This window comes from Ignavibacteriales bacterium, assembly GCA_026390815.1.
Classification (GTDB): Bacteria; Bacteroidota; Ignavibacteria; order Ignavibacteriales; family SURF-24; genus JAPLFH01.
The window spans coordinates 107,612-126,449 of sequence record JAPLFH010000040.1; the positions used below are offsets into that span (position 1 = coordinate 107,612).

The window sequence follows — 18,838 nt, forward strand, 5'->3', positions numbered from 1 at the left end:
TTAAAATAAATGTTATTTTTAGAACACAATAAAAATTTAAAGAAAACATGAAAGCGCTATTATTAGAAAATATTCATCCGTTTGCAGAAGAAATTCTTAAAAAAGATGGAATTGAGATTGAGAGTTTGTCTAAAAGTTTGCCAGATGATGAACTGATTGAATCATTAAAAAAGGTACAGCTTTTAGGAATTCGTTCAAGAACACAAATTTCAAAAAAAGTTCTGGAAAATTCACCAGACCTGCTTGCCATTGGTGCGTTTTGCATAGGAACAAACCAGATTGAACTGGAAGCAGCATCATTAAATGGAGTTGCAGTTTTTAATGCACCGTATAGTAATACCCGCAGTGTAGCAGAAATTGTTATTGCTGAAATTATTTTCCTTATAAGGAAATTATATGATAAAATATACAAAGCCCACCAGGGAATTTGGGATAAATCAGTAAATCACGCTCACGAAGTCCGTGGAAAAAAGCTTGGGATTATTGGTTATGGAAATATAGGCTCACAGGTTTCTATGCTTGCGGAAGCAATGGGCATGACTGTTTATTATTACGATGTTGTTGATAAACTAACAATAGGAAACGCAACCCGCTTATCTTCACTTGAAGAGCTTTTTAAAATTGCTGATGTAATAACAATTCACGTTGACGGAAATCCTAATAATGTAAAATTGATTGGAGAGAAAGAATTTGATCTGATGAAGGATGGAGTAATTGTTTTAAATCTTAGCCGTGGCTTTGTTGTTGATGTTGAAGCGTTGAAAAATAATATTGTATCTGGTAAAATAGTTGGTGCTTCTATTGATGTTTTTCCGGAAGAACCCAAAAGTGCTGATGAAAAATTTTATTCTCCATTACAAAATCTTCCAAACGTTCTATTAACCCCGCATATTGGTGGTAGTACGGAGGAAGCGCAGTACAATATAGCGGAATTCGTTTCTAATAAGATGATTGAGTATCTCCGAACCGGAAGTACTTATACAAGTGTAAATTTTCCTAAAATTCAATTACCTTCAATGTCAGATTCTCACCGGTTGCTTCATGTTCATAAAAATCTACCAGGCGTTCTTTCGCAAATCAATACCATCTTTGCAAGAAATTCTGTTAACGTAGAATCACAATTCCTCCGAACAAATGAGTTGATTGGTTACGTGATTGCCGATGTAGACAAAAATTATAACGATTCACTTATGGGTGATCTTGAGAAAGTAGCTCACACAATAAAGTTAAGAATACTATATTAATATTCATGGTTTCCCAAATTCCAAAAGAATCGGTTGAATATTGTGGTTATTATCAATCACCGGTTGGTGTTATAGAAATTATATCCTCAGAAACCAGCATCATTTCCATATCGTTCCTGCGAAATGATAAATCTAAACCAGAAAATAAAAATGACATTCTTGATTATTGTATTGTTGAGTTGGATAAATATTTCAAAGGTGAGTTGACTGAATTCTCAAGCAGGTTAAGTTTAGGTGGAACAATTTTTCAGCAAAAAGTATGGAAGGAATTAATGAAAATTCCGTTTGGACAAACCATATCATATTTGGATTTAGCCAAAAGAACAGGTGATATAAAAGCTGTACGGGCAGTTGGATTGGCGAACGGTAAAAACAAAATTCCTATCATCATTCCGTGTCATCGCGTTATTGGGAGCAATGGAAATCTAATAGGTTATAGCGGAGGGTTGTGGATTAAGGAATGGCTGTTAAATCATGAAAGAAAATTTTCATCGAATCAAGAAACAGGAAACCAATTAAACCTTTTTTGAAATAAATTCACCCGTTCCTTTTCCGTCTTCTTTTTTTTGCGGCTGGGGATAGATCGATTAACACTGCAATTATTAATCCTGCAATTGGAATTGTTCCCCAAGAATTATCATACCACTGAAAAACCACGCTGTACCAAAGAAGAGTTGTTGGAAGAAAAATGAATCCAATAATTGGCCAAAGCAAACTGGAAAAAACACCATCGAACCAGTGACTAAAAAACCAGAGTAAAACAACAATGATCCTGGGAGCAAAAAATGAAAAAATAAAAAGTATTATAGCCATCTTAACTCCTTTAAGATATTTGGAAGATTATCTTTTACTTTGCACAAAAATAATACAACTTTAATTTGATAGTTTCAATGCTGCATTTTATAGTTTTTATGGAATTTTGAAAACTTAAAAATTTTTTATAACTTTGTAACAGTATTATGAAGACCAAATCAGTAAATATTATTAGTTCTGTTAAACCGATGATTCATCATCATCATTTAAATTTCCCACTTGGTGGTGTCGGTTTGTTTTAAGTAAAGTTCAATACGCAAAATAGAAAGCCCCGACACAAAATCGGGGTTTTTTAGTTTTAAACACTTTGAGGAAAGAAAAATGGAAAATGGAAATCTTAAATTAGCACTTCAGAAAAAAGGCAGGCTTTCGGATAAATCTCTTGAACTTCTTAGACATTGCGGCTTGGATATAGAAACTTATTCGGAAAGATTGATAGTTTCTGCGCGTAACTTTAAAATTGATTTACTTTTCCTCCGCGATGATGATATACCTGAATACGTTCAGGATGGTGTAGCTGATATTGGTATTGTTGGTGAAGATGTTTTATTTGAAAAGCAGGCGGAAGTTATAATTAATGAAAAACTTGGATTTGGAAGATGCCGGTTGATGATTGCAGCACCGAATGATTCCGTTCCGGATTCAATTAAGGCATTGTCCGGAAAAACAATTGCCACATCTTATCCAAACATTTTAAAAAAATATTTAAACGAAAACTTAATTAATGCTAAAGTAATTGAAATCAGTGGATCGGTGGAAATTGCTCCTTCGCTTGGTGTGGCTGACCTGATTTGTGATATTGTTTCCACCGGTACAACCTTAATGATGAATAAACTTAAAAAATCATTTGTTGTTTTTGATTCTGAAGCTGTTTTAATTTCCAATAAAAGTTTAAAAGAAGATGACGAAAAATTCCAAACGCTTAACAATCTTTTAATAAGAATCCGTTCGGTTTTATTAGCCAAAAATTCTAAATACCTGATGATGAATGTACCTAAAGAATCACTTACAGAAATAATTAATGTTATTCCTTCGCTAAAAAGTCCAACTGTACTTAGCTTAGCTGATGGTAATTCTCTGGCGGTTCATGCGGTTATTCCATCGGATCAGTTCTGGAAGATAGTTGGTGACCTGAAAAATGCCGGAGCATCAGGAATTCTTTTATTACCTATTGAGAATATGATAATATGAAAACTTACGAACTTAAAAACCTGAATCCTGAAGAGCGGGAAAAACTACTTAAACGACCGGCAATAAATCTTGATGACACGTTAAGTATTGTTAAACCAATTCTAAGCGACATAAAAGAAAATGGATTGCAAGCTGCATTAAAGTACGCTGAACTTTATGATGGCTTTTCTTCAGACGATATTCTTGTTTCAACTAAAGAATTTGAATCTGCAGAAATTAACCTGGACGAAAAAATTAAAGATGCTATAAAATCAGCGGCACGCAATATTGAATTTTTCCATCGTAATCAAATTCCAAAAGATTATGAAGTTGAAATGATGCCCGGAGTTCGCTGTTCAAGAGAATTCAGAGCAATTCAGAATGTAGGTTTGTACATTCCTGGTGGTAACGCTGTTCTTCCTTCAACAATGCTTATGCTTGGTATTCCAGCAAAGCTTGCTGGTTGCAAAAGAATTGTTGTCTGTTCACCGGCAAAAGATGGTAAAATAAATAATGCTTTACTTTTTGCAGCCAAGTTAATTGGAATAAATGAATTTTATAAACTTGGCGGAGCGCAGGCAATTGGATTGATGGCTTACGGAGATGCCAACTTCAAAAAAGTTGATAAAATATTTGGTCCTGGGAATCAGTACGTAACAGCGGCAAAACTTCTTGTAAGTATTGATTTATCCGGTTGCACAATAGATATGCCCGCTGGTCCAAGTGAAGTTTTAATAATTGCTGATGAAAGTGCAAACCCGGCTTTTATTGCTGCCGATCTGCTTTCGCAGGCAGAGCATGGAAGTGATTCCCAAGTAATTCTCATCAGTAATTCGTCTTTAATTATTCAGCAGGTTCAAGTTGAGATTGCTGAGCAAATAAAAGGTTTATCACGTCAAAAATTTGCTGCTGATTCCCTCAATTCATCTTTCTCCTTACTTGTTGAAAATATTGATGATGCATTTTTGTTTTCAAATGAATATGCTCCTGAGCATTTAATCCTTCATATTAATATGGCGGAAAATTATAAAATGAATGTGATTAATGCCGGCTCAATATTTCTGGGAGAGTACTCACCGGAAAGCGCTGGCGATTATGCTTCAGGAACAAATCACTCATTACCGACTTATGGTTATGCAAAATCAATTAGCGGCGTTTCAGTAGAGAATTTTATGAAATCAATAAGTTTTCAAAAATTAACAAGAAGAGGCTTGAAGGGATTAGCAAATACAGTAGAAACTTTAGCGGAAGTGGAAATGCTTGGTGCGCACAAAAATGCTGTTACAATAAGGATAAAGAAAAATGATTGAAAACTTAGTTAGAGAAAATATCAGGAAGTTGAAACCTTATACTTCAGCGAGAGATCAGTATTCGGAAGGTATCCTGCTTGATGCAAATGAAAATGGATTAGGTACAACAGTTGAAGAATTTGCATTTCTTGAATTAAACAGGTATCCGGATCCCCATCAAAAAGAATTAAAAAAAGCTGTGGGGAATTATTACAATATTCAGAAAGAATCTCTTTTCTTTGGTGTTGGTTCAGATGAAATCATCGATCTTTTGATTAGAATATTTTGTGAACCAACCAAAGACAAAGCAATGATTCTTGATCCAACTTACGGAATGTACAAAGTTGCCTGCGATATAAATAATGTTGAAACCATTTCCATCGATTTGAATCCCGACTTTCAAATTGATTTGGATGCTGTTAAGGCAAACTTTAATTCAACAATTAAAATGTTATTTCTTTGTTCACCAAATAATCCAACTGGAAATCTTTTAAACAGGGAAGACATATTGAAACTATGTTCAATGTTCAATTCAATTGTTGTGGTTGATGAAGCATATATTGACTTTGCAAAAGATAATACGCTAATTCAGGATGTAAAAAATTTTCCTAACCTTGTAATTCTCCGGACTTTTTCTAAAGCCTGGGGCTTGGCAGGGATAAGGCTCGGTTTCTGCATTGCCAATTCGGAAATAATTAATTTCTTGTTTAAAGTGAAAGCACCCTATAACATTAACACGCTTACCCGCTACGCTGTTTTAAAAGCGATTGAAAATAATAAAAAGAAAGACGAATTTGTAATGCGCCTGATTTCTGAAAGAGAAAGAGTTAAATTTGAATTGCAGAAAATATCCGGTATAAATAAAATATTTCATTCTGATGCAAACTATCTTTTATTCACGTGTAAGAATGCAAAACGAATACAGAAAAAATTAGCTGACGAAGGAATAATAATCAGAGACAGAAGCTCTTACCGGATGCTTGAGGATTGCCTGCGTTTATCAATTGGAACAGTAGAAGAGAATAATAAATTTTTGGAAGCAATAAAGAAGTTGTTATGAATAAAGTAACCATTGACAAGAATTTTTTCGATTTCAATTTGCAAGAAGCTTCCGGTTTAATAAGCGGATTGAAGAAACTTGCACAGAAAAATTTTGTAATTGAAGTTAAAGACTTCGAACCGGATGAGTTGATGAAAAAAATTTTATTGAGCGAAGGAATTTCGATTAATCAAAAACTGGAAAAAGAAAGCTCATTCAAAGCAAAATATTTTATAAGCAAAGCTGAGCAAAAACTTAATGATTATAAAACCATCGTTGTTTCCCAACAGTCAGAAATAAAATCCTTTGAGCAGGCAATTGAAAAAATCAACAGTTCGTTAAGAACAGCATCCGTAAATCGTGTTACAAAAGAAACAGATATTAAGATAAAACTTTCGCTTGATGGCGGCGCAAAATCGAAAATAAAAACCGGTGTTGGCTTTTTCGATCATATGCTTGAACAGATAGCCAAGCATGCAAATATCAATTTGAACATAGCTGTTAAAGGTGATCTTGAAGTAGACGAACATCATACAGTTGAGGATGTTGGGATTGCACTCGGTACTGCTTTGAACGAAGCGCTTGGTGATAAGAAAGGAATTAAACGCTATGGTTTTTTTCTTCCAATGGATGAATCGATTGCCAGATGTGCAGTTGATCTTGGTGGAAGAAGCAGTTTGAATTTTAAATGCAAATTTAAACGCGAAAAAGTCGGTGACTTTCCAACAGAATTAACCGAAGAATTTTTCAGAGGATTGGCTTCCGGGCTTAAAGCAAATATTTTTTTGCGAGCAAAAGGTAAAAATGATCATCACAAAATTGAAGCAATGTTTAAAGCATTCGCCAAATCGTTGAACGAAGCTTGCAGAATTGATGAACGAAGTGAAGGAAGTCTTCCATCAACAAAAGGAGTTATATGATTGCGCTGATTGATTACGGAGCGGGAAATACGGCTTCGGTGGCTAATGCACTTAGAACTCTAAAACAGGAATTTATTCTAACCAATAGTGAGGTGGAAATTTGCAAAGCAGATAAAGCAATCTTTCCTGGTGTGGGAGAAGCATCGTATGCTATCAGACAGTTGCATAAATATAATTTGATCAACCTTCTCCGGATAATCAAACGCCCCATCCTTGGTATATGTCTTGGTATGCAGTTGCTGGCAGATTATTCTAAAGAAGGAAATGTTTCTTGTCTCGGAATAATTCCAGGCATAATTGAAAAGTTTGATTCTTCAAAAGTAACAGTTCCACATATGGGTTGGAACGAAGTATTTCAAATCAAAAAAAGTCCGTTGTTCGATGGAATAAAGGATGGAGAATTCTTTTACTTTGCACATTCCTATTTATTTTCTTTAGGTGAAAGTACAACTTCTAAAACAAATCATGGAATCGATTTTTCTGCTTCAGTCGAAAAGGAAAATTACTTCGGTGTGCAGTTTCATCCGGAAAAATCTGGTGATGCAGGATTAAGAGTTCTAAAGAATTTTATTGAATTATGAAGAGCGTGATCTCAAACTTGATCTTAATTGTTCTCTTAATCTTACTCAGCATTTTCTTTTGAAAAAAGAGTAAGAACAAGATTAAGAGTAAAACATAATCTTTCTTTTTTTGTAAGAATAAATAAATATTTTTTAATAACTATGATAGTAATTCCAGCAATAGACATATTTCAAAACAAAATTGTCCGTCTTCGGCAAGGAGAATTTGACAAAATTGAATACTATCCAAATTCGCCATTACACCAGGCAAGGATTTTTGATGAATTCGGATTTGAGTGGTTGCACCTGGTTGATCTTCTTGGTTCAAAATCCGGAGAAATATCTGTTAAAGATTTAATTGGAGAAATAAAATCTGAAACCAATTTAAAGATTGAGTTTGGAGGTGGAGTTAGAAATAGTGAAAATGTTTCTGAACTTTTATCTTTGGGAGTTGATAAAGTAATTATCGGTTCTCTATCTATTCAAAATAAAAATGAGTTTGTAAAGATTACTGAAAAATTTGATGTTGAAAAAATTATTGTTGCCGCAGATGTTAAAAACGAAAAAGTAGTTATAAAAGGTTGGACAGAGCAAACATCTATCTCCATCTTTGATCATATAGAATATTGTAAAGAAATTGGAGTAGTAACTTTTTTGTGTACAGATATATCAACAGATGGAATGTTGACAGGTGCAAACAGAACACTTTATGAGAAAATTCTTAAGAAAGAACCGGGAATTAAATTAATTGCTTCCGGTGGCATTAAAGATTTACAAGATGTAATTGCTGTAAAAAACACAAATATATTTGGCGTTGTAATTGGAAAAGCAATCTATGAAAATAAGATTGATTTGAAGGAGCTGGTAAAAATTGGTAAGTAAAAGAATCATCCCTTGCCTTGATGTTAAAGATGGAATTGTTGTAAAAGGAACAAACTTTGTCAATCTTGTAGAAGCCGGAGATGCAGTTGATTTAGCAAAAAGATATGTTCTGGAAGGTGCAGATGAATTAGTATTCCTGGATATAACTGCTTCGGTGGAGAAAAGAAAAATATTAATTCATCTTGTAGAAGAAGTTGCACGCGCTATTCAAATTCCATTTACAGTTGGTGGTGGCATTACTGATTTATACGATATTGAAAATTTATTAAAAGCCGGCGCTGATAAAGTATCATTAAATTCTTCTATTGTTAAAGATCCTTCGTTAATTTCCAGAGCCGCAAAGCAAGTTGGCAGCCAGGCTGTAGTTGCTGCTATTGATGTTAAATCAGTTAATGGTAAGTATAAAGTATTTGTTAAAGGTGGAAGAGAGGAAACAGAATTGGAAGGTTTTGAATGGTGCTGGCGTGCAGCCGATTTAGGTGCTGGAGAAATTCTTTTAACTTCGATGGATAAAGATGGAACCAAAAGTGGATATGACAATATATTTCTTAAAAAATTGAAAGAGTTGGTAAGCATTCCGGTCATCGCAAGCGGTGGAGCTGGAAGAAAGGAGGATTTCCTGGATACATTTAGAAAAACAGATGTTGATGCATGTCTTGCTGCAAGCCTTTTCCATTTTGATATTTTGAAAATAAGAGATTTGAAAAATTACTTGAATGAAAATAATATTAAAGTCAGATTATAAACAGTGGTGCTTGAAGCGGGATTCCAAACTTCAGTTAACATTTCCACTTTCCAACTCAAAGTATCCGAAAACCAGAATCAAAAAACTTAATAAAAAACTATGATTGAATTAGAACAACTCAATTTTGTAAAATTAAACGGACTAATACCGGCAATAGTAACCGATAATAGAAACGATAAAATTCTAATGCTAGGATTTATGAATAAGGAATCCTTACAAAAAACTATTGAAACAAAACTGGTTACGTTTTACAGCCGAACAAGGAAATCCCTTTGGGTAAAAGGAGAAACCTCTGGAAATTATCTTAGGCTGGTTGATATTAAAGCTGATTGCGATAACGATTCGCTGCTTGTTTCTGCGCTGACAGATGGTCCAACTTGCCACACAGGAGATTATTCTTGTTTTAATTTGGAAAAAACTGAATCGCTTGAATTCCTAACAACTCTTTTTAATTTGATTAAAAAAAGAAAAGTTGATCTTCCCCCAAATTCATATACGACTAAATTGTTTGAGGATGGCGAGAACAGAATCATTCAAAAAGTCGGGGAGGAAGCAATTGAAACGGTTATAGCGGCTAAGAATCACGATAAGAAAGAAATAATAAATGAAGTGTCTGACCTGATCTATCATCTCTTTGTTATGCTTGCAAATCAGGAAATAGAAATTTCTGATATTGTAAAGAATCTGCAGGACCGTCATATTAAATGATATTCAGAATTTGAATTTGGATCCGTTCATTTCCATTATTAACAAAGTATTACATTGTGATAGTGAGGCATCTTTAAAGTTATACAATTTCTTGTCCTCATCCGTAGCCTCCCAATTTTCAAATTCAAATAACTAATCCTTCATTAATGATTTATCTTTCATAAAATTTTTCCTTAATTTTACACAAAAATTTTACTGATTTTTCTTTTCAAAGGGCAATTCCATTGTTATTGATTGAAATTCTACCAAATAAATGCGATTACTGTGGCTGCTGTGTTGGCATTTGTCCGGAAGATGCCATTGAGCTGCAGGAATCTTCAATAAAAATAATTGAAGAGTTATGTACAAATTGTTCTAAATGCGTTTGGAGTTGCCCAATTGAAGTTTTAGTATTTAATAAAGAGAAAGCGAGCGGAATTAAAAGTGGATCCTAATTATGATGTAATTGTAGTTGGTGCTGGACCTGCGGGATCAGTAGCCGCAAGAGCAGCAGCCGAAAAAGGTTTATCCGTGTTAATGCTTGAGAAAGACAGAGATGTTGGTTATCCTGTGCGCTGTGGTGAAGCTGTTAGAAAAGATGGTATTGAAGAATTTATTGAGACCGATAAAAAATGGATTGCTGCGGAAGTAAATAAATTTTCCTTTAATCCACCCAGTGGAAAAGAAGTTGTTATTGAATTTAAAGAAAGCGGTTATATTCTTGAGCGAAGGATTTTTGATTATGAATTAGCAAAATTAGCTTCCCGAGCCGGTGCTGAAATTCTTACCAAAGCATATGTTAATGATTTAATTTTTAGTGATGGAAAAGTTTCCGGTGTAAAGTTCGAACATCTTGGAGAATTGAAAACCGCAACTGCAAAAATAATAATTGCTGCTGATGGAGTTGAATCGCGTGTTGGAAGATGGGCGGGAATAAAAACTTTTATTGATTTCCGCGATATGGAATCGTGCGTTCAGGTTACTGCATCAAATATTAAAGTTAATAAGGATACTTGTTATTTTTATTTTGGAAGCCAATTTGCTCCACACGGTTATTTGTGGGTTTTTCCAAAAGGAAATGATATTGCCAATATTGGAGTTGGAGTAAATGGAGCCGTTGGTAAAAAGAAATCAGCACTATCTTTTCTAAATGATTTTTTGGAATCCAGATATCCTACTGCTTCAATACTAACAACAGTAGCTGGTGGTGTTCCTTGTTCTGGTACGTTAGAAAAAATTTCTGCACCTGGAATATTGTTGGCTGGTGATGCGGCTCGACAGGTAAATCCACTTACCGGTGGTGGTATTGTTAGTGGAATGGTTGGAGGAAAACTTGCCGGAAATATTGCTGCTGCAGCAATATTAAAAAATAATCTTGATCATATTCTTAGTTATGATGCAGCCTGGCAGGAAAAACTTGGTAAGAAACATAAAATCTATAATAAGCTTAAAGAAGGTATCTACAATTTTTCTGATGAGAAGTTTGAAAGTATAGCAAAATCTTTTATAAAGGTACCGGTTGAAAAAAGAACAATTGGAAGTATTTTTAGAGCTGCTCTTTTTGATCAGCCTTCTTTGTTAATTGATGTTGCAAAGGTGTTTATTTAGTAATGAAAAAAATTATTTTAGAACTGCTTAAAAGGAATTTTGATTTTATAAAAGATAATTGGGTTAACTCACTTCTTAAAATGTTCGATCAGAAATTAGCAGAAACCCAATTATCAATCTTCGTTGAAAGCACCATCCAGGCAATTATTAATATTGTAGAAAAGTCAGATTATTCATCCGCCGATAATAATATAATTGACATTTATAATCTTTTTGAAAAAACCAATTTTAACCTGCTGGAAGTAAGCCAGCTTTTTAATAATGGAAGATTATCAATCTTACACATAGTATCTAAAGAAAAAAATCCAAACTTCGATTCGATGCTTATAGTTGAGTACATTGATGAAATTATAGATCAGCTTTTTGCTCGTTACAGTATGCTTCGGCAGGAAGTTCAAATGAAAGAACTTTCCTTAGACAGAGATCGTCTTGCCCTCAAATTAGAGATTAACCAGCAGTATTTAAAAAATATTTTGCATACATCAGATGCGGCTATTATGGTTGTTGATCAAAATGAAAAATTTATTGCGTGGAGTAAAGGTGCTGAAAAAATATTTGGGTACACTGAAGATGAAGTTATTGGACAGCTATCCTCTCTACTATTACCTGATGAAGAAAAGTATGAAAAAGAGTTAAGTAAAATAATTGATGATGTATTGAAAAACGGGTATTCTAAAATTTCTGAAACTGAAAGGAAGACAAAGTTTGGTAAGATAATTCCAGTTGATTTGAATGTAACTAAATTGCCGACTAAAAATGGTGAGTACATTGGTAGAACAGTTATAATAAAAGATTTTACTGAAGTAAAAAAATTAAAACAGCAAATTGATCAGTCAGAAAAATTAGCAGTTATTGGTCAGTTAGCGGCTGGGGTAGCACACGAAATTGGAAATCCACTTACTTCAATATCATCAATTGTGCAATTGCTGCAAAGAAGAGCTAATGATGATTTCGTAAGCGAACAGTTAGCCAGCATCCGCTCAAACATTGATAGGATTTCCAAAATTGTACGAGAGCTTGTTGATTTTTCACGCCCACCTGGACAGGAAAGACTAATGATTCAGGTTACTGATATTATAAAAACTGCAATCGGAATAGTGAAATATGACAAGCGTGTAAAAAAGGTTCAGTTTGAAACCACACTGGATCCGAATCTTCCCAAAATAAATATTATTCCGGATCAAGTACTGCAGGTTTTTATAAATATTCTGATCAATGCTTTAGATGCGGTTGATGGAAATGGCAGAATTGATGTTAATTCTTCTCACGATAAGGAAAACGTTTTTATTAAAATCCAGGATGATGGATGCGGAATGGATAAAGAAACTATGTCTAAAATCTTTGATCCTTTTTTTACGACTAAGGAAGTAGGCAAAGGAACCGGGCTTGGGCTTTCAGTTAGTTATGGCATTATTAGAAAATTTAAGGGAGATATTTTGGTTCAAAGTGAATCTAAAAAAGGGAGTTGTTTTATAGTAAAACTTCCAATTAACCAAACAGTTCTGTAGAAATGCAAAGGCAGAGGAGAAGGTAAAGATCACTGAAAATATTTGTGCTTTACCTTAATCTTTTAAACCAGTGGAGCAAATAATGAATGCAAAAGTATTAATTGTTGATGACGAAAAAGTAATTAGAGATTCTTTAGAACTTTTACTTAAAGAAGAAGGATATAAAGCTGATACATCTGCTGATGGTGAAGAGGCTCTTATAAAGATGAAAGAGCTGAGTTATGACGTTGTTATCACTGACATCAAAATGCCAAAAGTGGACGGAATTGAATTGATGCAAAAGGCAAAAGATATTTCTCCAAATACTTTTTTTATAATTATGACTGCCTATGCTTCTGTTAATACAGCAATTGAAGCGCTTAGGCAGGGAGCTTATGATTACTTAATTAAACCAGTTGAATTTGATGATGTTATTCTTCGCTTAAAACGGTTAGTAACTTATAAAAATTTAGCGGCAGAAAATATTTCACTTAGACAAAGGCTTTCTTCCGAAACTGGCTTCCAGAATCTAATTGGTAAAAGCGAATCAATGAGAAAAGTTTTTGATCTTATCACACGTGTAGCAACTACAAATAGCAATGTTTTAATATCAGGTAAAAGTGGAACCGGAAAAGAACTGGTGGCAAAGGCAATTCATTATAATGGATTAAGAAAAGACCAAATATTTCTTCCAGTAAATTGCGGAGCTATTTCCGAAAATTTAATTGAAAGTGAATTATTTGGTCATAAGAAAGGGGCGTTTACAGGTGCAACAGAAGAGAAGATGGGCTTATTCAAAGTAGCTGATGGCGGAACAATTTTTCTGGATGAAATTGCGGACTTGCCATTAAACTTGCAGGTAAAACTTCTTAGAGTTCTGGAAGATCGGCAATTTATTCCTGTTGGCGGAACAAAAGCTGTAATAACAGATGTTAGAATAATTGCAGCAACAAACCAAAATCTTTTTGAAAAAGTTAAAGCTGGTGAATTTAGAGAGGATTTATATTACCGACTTAATGTTGTAGAAATAAAACTTCCAACATTGAATGAAAAAAGAGAAGATATTCCATTGTTAGTAAATCATTTTATAGAAAAATTTCGTATAGAAATGGGAAGAAAAATAATTGGTGTGGATAATGAAACCATGCGCCTTCTAATGAGTCACGATTGGCAAGGTGGAGTAAGAGAACTGGAAAACATTATTGAACGAGCAATTATTTTTGCAAAGGAAGAAATCATTACCGTTAATGATCTTTCCGATTATATTAAAGGAAGCAGTTTTAGTGATGCATTTCCGGATTCCCTTAAAGATGCTATGCGTATTTTTGAAAGGGAACATATCATTAAAACAATTAAAAAGTATGATTATGATAAGGAAGAAGCAGCAAAAATGCTTCAAATTGGTTTGTCTTCTCTATATAGAAAGATGGAAGAATTGGATATTCCAACAAAAGCTCCAAAGGATGTAGAACAGTAAGTTCTTCCTGCCGTTGGATATAAAACGATTCTTCTTTATATTTAAGCAGTAATTTTTAGAAAGGATTAAGGTTAGTAATGAAGTCAGGAATTCACCCAGTTTATAAAAAGGCAGTTGTAACTTGTGTATGTGGAAATACATTTGTAACGCGGTCAACAGCAGGCGATATTAAGCTCGAAATTTGTTCAAATTGCCATCCATTTTTTACCGGCAAACAAAAATTGTTAGATTCCACTGGTCGCGTGGAAAGATTTAACAAACGCTACGGCAAAAGCCTCGCAAAATAAATTTAGATTATTAATTTCTGACCTGCCTGTAAAAAGGCAGGTAATGGAATGAATTGGATTCGTCATCCAGCAATCTTTTTTACTTTAAACACAATTATAAAATTTTATTCCGCTTTGTTAAATAACTCCAATGAAAAATTATTTTCCATGGAAATACTCAATTCGGAATAAAAAACTGTAGCGGAATTTTTACTTATCGTTTAGAATTGAAATGCGAAATTTGGAAATAAGAAATAAAGTATCTGTAAAAGTTCAGAGTCACAATGCTATTCTTTAAACAGACTTCTTTTTTAGTTATATTTTTAATAATTGAAAAACTAAAAAGAGGGCATTATGCAGCTTTGCATTTTTGAAGATATTTATTTCGATAGACTCGAACCATTGATTTATTCCCGACCTGTGCACGATTTAATCTGTGGAATAAATTCGATAAGAGCCAAAATTTTACGCGCGTATCCTGGAGTTAAATACTCACTTCACACAAGACCATATTTGGATCAAGTAGTAAAATCCAAGAATCCAGCCGTTGCAGTTAACACAATAGAAGATAATGATTGCCTGTTTATAAATGGAAGAGTTTTAGCTCCACCAAATATGGAGGAAATAATTTCATTAAAAGAAAATGGCAATAAACTTTATTTAAATAAAGGAACCGTTATAGCTGCCAGAGTATCCGGAAAGAAATTGGAAGAATTGAAATCGAATCTTTCCGACTTATTTTCCAATTCCGATTTTGATGGATTTCCTACGGAGCAAGTTGATATAAAACATGTAGATTATATTTGGGATTTAGCAGCAAACAACAGAAGTGAATTTATTACTGACTATAATTGTTTGATAGAAAAGCAGAAAGAAAAAATTCTGGGTAAAGTTTACGATGGTGTTCATTTTATTGAAAAGGGAAATATTTTTATTGATGAAGGCGCAGAAATAAAACCCGGAGTTGTTTTGGATGCTTCCAAGGGTCCAATTTATATTGATAAAAACGCCGTGGTTGCAGCTAACGCCGTAGTTGAGAATTGTGTTTACCTTGGTGAATCCAGCCAGATAAAAAGTTGTGCAAGAATTTATGATAACGTTAGTATTGGTAGAATTTGTAAAATCGGCGGCGAAGTAGAAGATTCGATTATACTTCCATTCACTAACAAACAGCATTCTGGATTTTTAGGTCACGCTTATCTTGGCTCCTGGGTAAATCTTGGTGCTGATACAAATTGCAGCGATCTTAAAAATAATTATAGTACAATAAAAATTTATGTAAATGGAGATATAGTTGATAGCGGCACTCAATTCCTTGGATTAATTATGGGCGATCATTCAAAATCTGCAATAAATACAATGTTTAATACAGGAACCATTGTAGGATTTTCCTGTAATATTTTTGGAGCTGGATTTCCGGATAAATATATCCCTTCTTTTTCCTGGGGTGGAGTTGGTTCTAAAACCACATATGATTTATTAAGAAGCATCGAAACAGCCAATCGGGTTATGATTAGACGAAATCATGTTCTTAATGAGTACGATGAAAAACTATTTAAAAAAATATTTGATTTAACAGCAAAGGAACGAAGAAAACGTGGATACCCATATTGAGACTGAACCAGTTGATCCTCAGGGTTATCATCAACTGGATTTATATACCGGTGTAAGAGGAACTGCAGTTAAAGTTCTTAACAGAATTGATAGAACTGATGCTTATTTGGATAAGCTGCTTGATAGCGAAATGAAAAATACAGAATTGCATGGTCCAGATAAAGCTCTGCTTTTTGAAATTGTTCATGGTGTTTTAAGATGGCTTAATAAAATCGATTGGATTTTGAACGGCTTTTATAAAGGTGCATTTTCTAAATGCATTCCGAATGTTAAAAATGCTTTGCGAGTTGCTTTATATCAAATTTTATTTCTTGATAAAATACCGGATTATGCAGCAGTAAATGAAGCCGTAGAATTTGTAAAAAAAATGCAGGGACAAAAACCTGCCGATCAGGCAAACGCGGTTTTAAGAAATATAATTAGAAATAAGGAAGGAATTCGTTTTCCTGATCCTGGTGAAGATTTGGTCGGTTATTTCAGTACTTTTTATTCCCATCCAACTTGGTTAGTTAAACGATGGTTGAATTTTTTAGGAAAAGACCAAACCGAAGCATTAATGATTGCCAATAACGAAAAACCGACTTTAATTCTTCGGATCAATACTGACAAGGTTTCTATAAATGATTTTAAGGAATTACTAAAGTCTGTTGAGTTAAAATTTACTGAAGGAAAATTTCTAACGGATTTTGTAAAATTAAAAACGCTTACGAATATTGCTGGCTGGGAGTATTTTGATAAAGGTTATTTTTCTATTCAGGATGAAAGTACAGGTTTTCCTTGCCTGTTACTGGATGTGAAACCTAATATGAGAGTTTTAGATTTGTGTGCTGCCCCCGGAGGTAAAACTGCTTACTTATCTAACCTGATGAAAAATACCGGTGAAATTGTTGCAATCGATCGTTATGAAAGCCGGTTGAAAATATTAGAGAAAAATTTAGCTCGCCTTGGAGCAAAAAACGTAAAATTAGTTGAAGAAAATTCCCTTGAATTTAAAAGTGAAGAATTTGATAGAGTGCTGCTTGATGCTCCATGCTCTGGTTTGGGAACATTGTCCAAGAAACCGGATATCAAGTGGAAGAGAGATCTGTCCGATATTCGTAATCTTACTAAAATTCAATCAGATTTATTAAAATCTGCCGCTTCTTTGATAAAAATTGATGGAAGTATTGTTTATAGTACCTGTACAATTGAGCCGGAAGAAAATTTTGAAATTATTAAAAAGTTTCTTGCTGAGAATACCAATTTTACATTAGATAATGCAAAGAATTATTTACCTGAGGCGGTTATAGATTCCAACGGATGCGTTCAAACTTATCCTCATATTCACCAGCTTGATGGCTCTTTTGCTGCCAAGTTGGTTAGAGTAAGTTGATAATATATTTTAAAGCTCAACTTTTTTTATTTGTTTAATTGCTTAATTGTTTTCACTTTTTTGTTCCCAGGATAAAATTATAGACCACCTATAAACACTGAAAACTGATAACGGTTGACCGACAATAGAAAACCGCAGGAAGCCCGCAAAAAAAATGTTGCGTCAAATGTCAAATGCAAGAAGTCAAAAAGGAAATAGATCAACTATTCAATAATTTACTGTCTAACGTGCTTTGGTATCTGGTAAAAAATAGCAGGCTGAAACAATGCTTCAGCCTGCTTAAGCGGGATATTACTTAACTAGCAGCATCTTCTTCGTTGTTACAAATTCATTTGTTCTAAGCTCGTAGAAATAAATTCCGCTTGTAAGATTACTACCGTTAAATTCAATAGAGTATTTTCCTTCGTCTTTCCTTTCATCAACAAGAGTAGCTACTTCTTTGCCTAATACATCATAAATCTTTAAGGTTACCCTGCCAGCTTTAGGCATTTGATAATTTATTATTGTGGTTGGATTGAAAGGATTGGGGTAGTTTTGAAATAGTTCATAACTTTTAACAATTGCATTACCAGAAAAGCTAATCTCTTCACTTGTACCTTTTGGCAAGCCATCTGTTTTTTCATACTGTATGTCACTCACGTAGTATTCAGCATTTGTATTGCCCGCATTATCTGCTACTATCATAAGGTAGTATTCACCTTCCTTTATATTACTGCAATCAATATTAAAATTAACCTTACCGGAATCATTAATATTATTTTTATCTATCCATAAATCTCTGAACTTACCAACGGGTTTGTTATCATTTGCGGAGATCAGTTCAGTGTGGAAATTAAATTTAAGGTTTTCATTCTTCACCGCATCATCAAGTACCGTACTTACCCAATAATAAATGCTGCTGAATTGCAGTTTGCTCTCTTTATTCAAACTGAATTTATCAGTAGTCAGCACATTATTCAAATCGTCTGTTGTTTTTATTTGTGCGGCAGTATTAAAATCGCTGAACAAAATATTTTCACCGTCAAGTTTTATATTTTCAAGATAGTATACAATTTCAGTTTTACCAATAGATATAACTGCCTTACGCCCAAAAACTAAATCAGGATTTGTGCTTTCTTTCTGAAGAGTTAGAAAATTATATGTAAGCGGATTGACAGCATAAGGAGCTGAACCACCGGAGTTAAATATAACCGCTTTCATAGCAGAAAAACTGGTGCCGTTGCTTATATGAAATAAACCTGTTGAAGGTAAAGTTGTAACAGTGCCATAAACACCTGAAACAAGTTTTATAAACTGAGTTCTGTTTCCGTATGTATCCCACCATCCTATAACAGCATCTTCCGTAGTACCAGATTTTGTGTTGTTGTTTGTGTAATTCATAAAAGAACCGACCTGCTGGAATGTACTCCAGCTTCCACCGTATGGTCTTCTTCTTATAAAGCAGTTTGTTGTAGAAGGTACATTGCCAGTCCAGCTTACAATAATATTACCAACATTTTGGGAAATGGATGGATATAAAGCACTGGTTGCGCCGCTACCGGTTGATATTGTAGCACTCTCCTGTGAACCATATGCTGAATTTATTCCCCAGCCAAAATATTTAACTTCAGTTGTTCCCTGTTGATAAGCTAAATAATATTTACCGCCACCAGAACCATAAACTGT

At 34.0% G+C, this 18,838-nt stretch carries 19 protein-coding genes; 17 read left to right on the plus strand and 2 right to left on the minus strand.

Going from position 1 to position 18,838, the window contains the following annotated elements:
• Positions 1–47 precede the first annotated feature (47 nt).
• Both serA and NTX22_12655 read left to right on the plus strand, forming a co-directional pair.
• Positions 48–1,244 carry a phosphoglycerate dehydrogenase gene (serA, locus tag NTX22_12650; protein ID MCX6151372.1) on the plus strand — a complete coding sequence of 399 codons (1,197 nt, stop codon included), beginning with the start codon at positions 48–50 and terminating at the stop codon, positions 1,242–1,244.
• 5 nt (positions 1,245–1,249) lie between these two features.
• Positions 1,250–1,774, plus strand: a complete 525-nt coding sequence (locus tag NTX22_12655) for a methylated-DNA--[protein]-cysteine S-methyltransferase (protein MCX6151373.1) — start codon at positions 1,250–1,252, stop codon at positions 1,772–1,774.
• Positions 1,775–1,781: 7 nt separating this feature from the next.
• On the opposite strand, the gene NTX22_12660 is transcribed toward NTX22_12655, so the two are convergent.
• Positions 1,782–2,057, minus strand: coding sequence for a hypothetical protein (locus tag NTX22_12660; GenBank protein ID MCX6151374.1), 276 nt, complete (start codon positions 2,055–2,057; stop codon positions 1,782–1,784).
• Positions 2,058–2,378: 321 nt separating this feature from the next.
• Between NTX22_12660 and hisG the strand changes: the two genes are divergently transcribed.
• The 15 genes from hisG to rsmB all read left to right on the plus strand — a co-directional run bounded on the left by hisG (position 2,379) and on the right by rsmB (position 17,173).
• Positions 2,379–3,248 (plus strand): ATP phosphoribosyltransferase, encoded by an 870-nt coding sequence (hisG, locus tag NTX22_12665; protein ID MCX6151375.1) that lies wholly within the window; start codon positions 2,379–2,381, stop codon positions 3,246–3,248.
• Positions 3,245–4,537, plus strand: a complete 1,293-nt coding sequence (gene hisD, locus NTX22_12670; protein MCX6151376.1) for a histidinol dehydrogenase — start codon at positions 3,245–3,247, stop codon at positions 4,535–4,537. The genes hisG and hisD overlap by 4 nt, the downstream gene beginning before the upstream one ends.
• Positions 4,530–5,576, plus strand: coding sequence for a histidinol-phosphate transaminase (gene hisC / locus NTX22_12675; protein MCX6151377.1), 1,047 nt, complete (start codon positions 4,530–4,532; stop codon positions 5,574–5,576). Before hisD ends, hisC begins: the two co-directional genes overlap by 8 nt.
• Positions 5,577–5,881: 305 nt before the next feature.
• Positions 5,882–6,475: an imidazoleglycerol-phosphate dehydratase HisB gene (gene hisB / locus NTX22_12680; GenBank protein MCX6151378.1), complete on the plus strand. Its 594-nt coding sequence runs from the start codon at positions 5,882–5,884 to the stop codon at positions 6,473–6,475.
• Complete coding sequence (hisH, locus tag NTX22_12685) at positions 6,472–7,056, plus strand: imidazole glycerol phosphate synthase subunit HisH (GenBank protein ID MCX6151379.1); 585 nt, start codon at positions 6,472–6,474, stop codon at positions 7,054–7,056. The genes hisB and hisH overlap by 4 nt, the downstream gene beginning before the upstream one ends.
• A gap of 141 nt (positions 7,057–7,197) precedes the next feature.
• The gene (gene hisA, locus NTX22_12690; protein MCX6151380.1) at positions 7,198–7,917 is read left to right on the plus strand and encodes a 1-(5-phosphoribosyl)-5-[(5-phosphoribosylamino)methylideneamino]imidazole-4-carboxamide isomerase; all 720 of its coding nucleotides are present in this window, start codon (positions 7,198–7,200) and stop codon (positions 7,915–7,917) included.
• Positions 7,907–8,662, plus strand: a complete 756-nt coding sequence (gene hisF, locus NTX22_12695; GenBank protein MCX6151381.1) for an imidazole glycerol phosphate synthase subunit HisF — start codon at positions 7,907–7,909, stop codon at positions 8,660–8,662. The genes hisA and hisF overlap by 11 nt, the downstream gene beginning before the upstream one ends.
• 99 nt (positions 8,663–8,761) lie before the next feature.
• Positions 8,762–9,370: a bifunctional phosphoribosyl-AMP cyclohydrolase/phosphoribosyl-ATP diphosphatase HisIE gene (gene hisIE, locus NTX22_12700; protein ID MCX6151382.1), complete on the plus strand. Its 609-nt coding sequence runs from the start codon at positions 8,762–8,764 to the stop codon at positions 9,368–9,370.
• Positions 9,371–9,594: 224 nt separating this feature from the next.
• Positions 9,595–9,804, plus strand: coding sequence for a 4Fe-4S binding protein (locus NTX22_12705; protein MCX6151383.1), 210 nt, complete (start codon positions 9,595–9,597; stop codon positions 9,802–9,804).
• Complete coding sequence (locus NTX22_12710; protein ID MCX6151384.1) at positions 9,794–10,957, plus strand: NAD(P)/FAD-dependent oxidoreductase; 1,164 nt, start codon at positions 9,794–9,796, stop codon at positions 10,955–10,957. The genes NTX22_12705 and NTX22_12710 overlap by 11 nt, the downstream gene beginning before the upstream one ends.
• 2 nt (positions 10,958–10,959) lie before the next feature.
• On the plus strand, positions 10,960–12,465 hold the full coding sequence (locus NTX22_12715; GenBank protein ID MCX6151385.1) for a PAS domain S-box protein: 1,506 nt from the start codon (positions 10,960–10,962) through the stop codon (positions 12,463–12,465).
• 82 nt (positions 12,466–12,547) lie between these two features.
• Entirely contained in the window at positions 12,548–13,921 is a 1,374-nt protein-coding gene (locus tag NTX22_12720) for a sigma-54 dependent transcriptional regulator (GenBank protein MCX6151386.1), read from the plus strand.
• A 77-nt stretch (positions 13,922–13,998) separates the two neighbouring features.
• Positions 13,999–14,208 carry a 50S ribosomal protein L31 gene (gene rpmE / locus NTX22_12725; protein ID MCX6151387.1) on the plus strand — a complete coding sequence of 70 codons (210 nt, stop codon included), beginning with the start codon at positions 13,999–14,001 and terminating at the stop codon, positions 14,206–14,208.
• 333 nt (positions 14,209–14,541) lie between these two features.
• The gene (locus NTX22_12730) at positions 14,542–15,801 is read left to right on the plus strand and encodes a putative sugar nucleotidyl transferase (protein ID MCX6151388.1); all 1,260 of its coding nucleotides are present in this window, start codon (positions 14,542–14,544) and stop codon (positions 15,799–15,801) included.
• A complete protein-coding gene (gene rsmB / locus NTX22_12735; GenBank protein ID MCX6151389.1) occupies positions 15,785–17,173 on the plus strand; it encodes a 16S rRNA (cytosine(967)-C(5))-methyltransferase RsmB in 1,389 nt (462 codons plus the stop codon). The genes NTX22_12730 and rsmB overlap by 17 nt, the downstream gene beginning before the upstream one ends.
• A gap of 291 nt (positions 17,174–17,464) precedes the next feature.
• Here the strand turns inward: rsmB and NTX22_12740 are convergent.
• On the minus strand, positions 17,465–18,838 hold a 1,374-nt coding region (locus NTX22_12740; GenBank protein ID MCX6151390.1), incomplete at its 5' end, for a T9SS type A sorting domain-containing protein.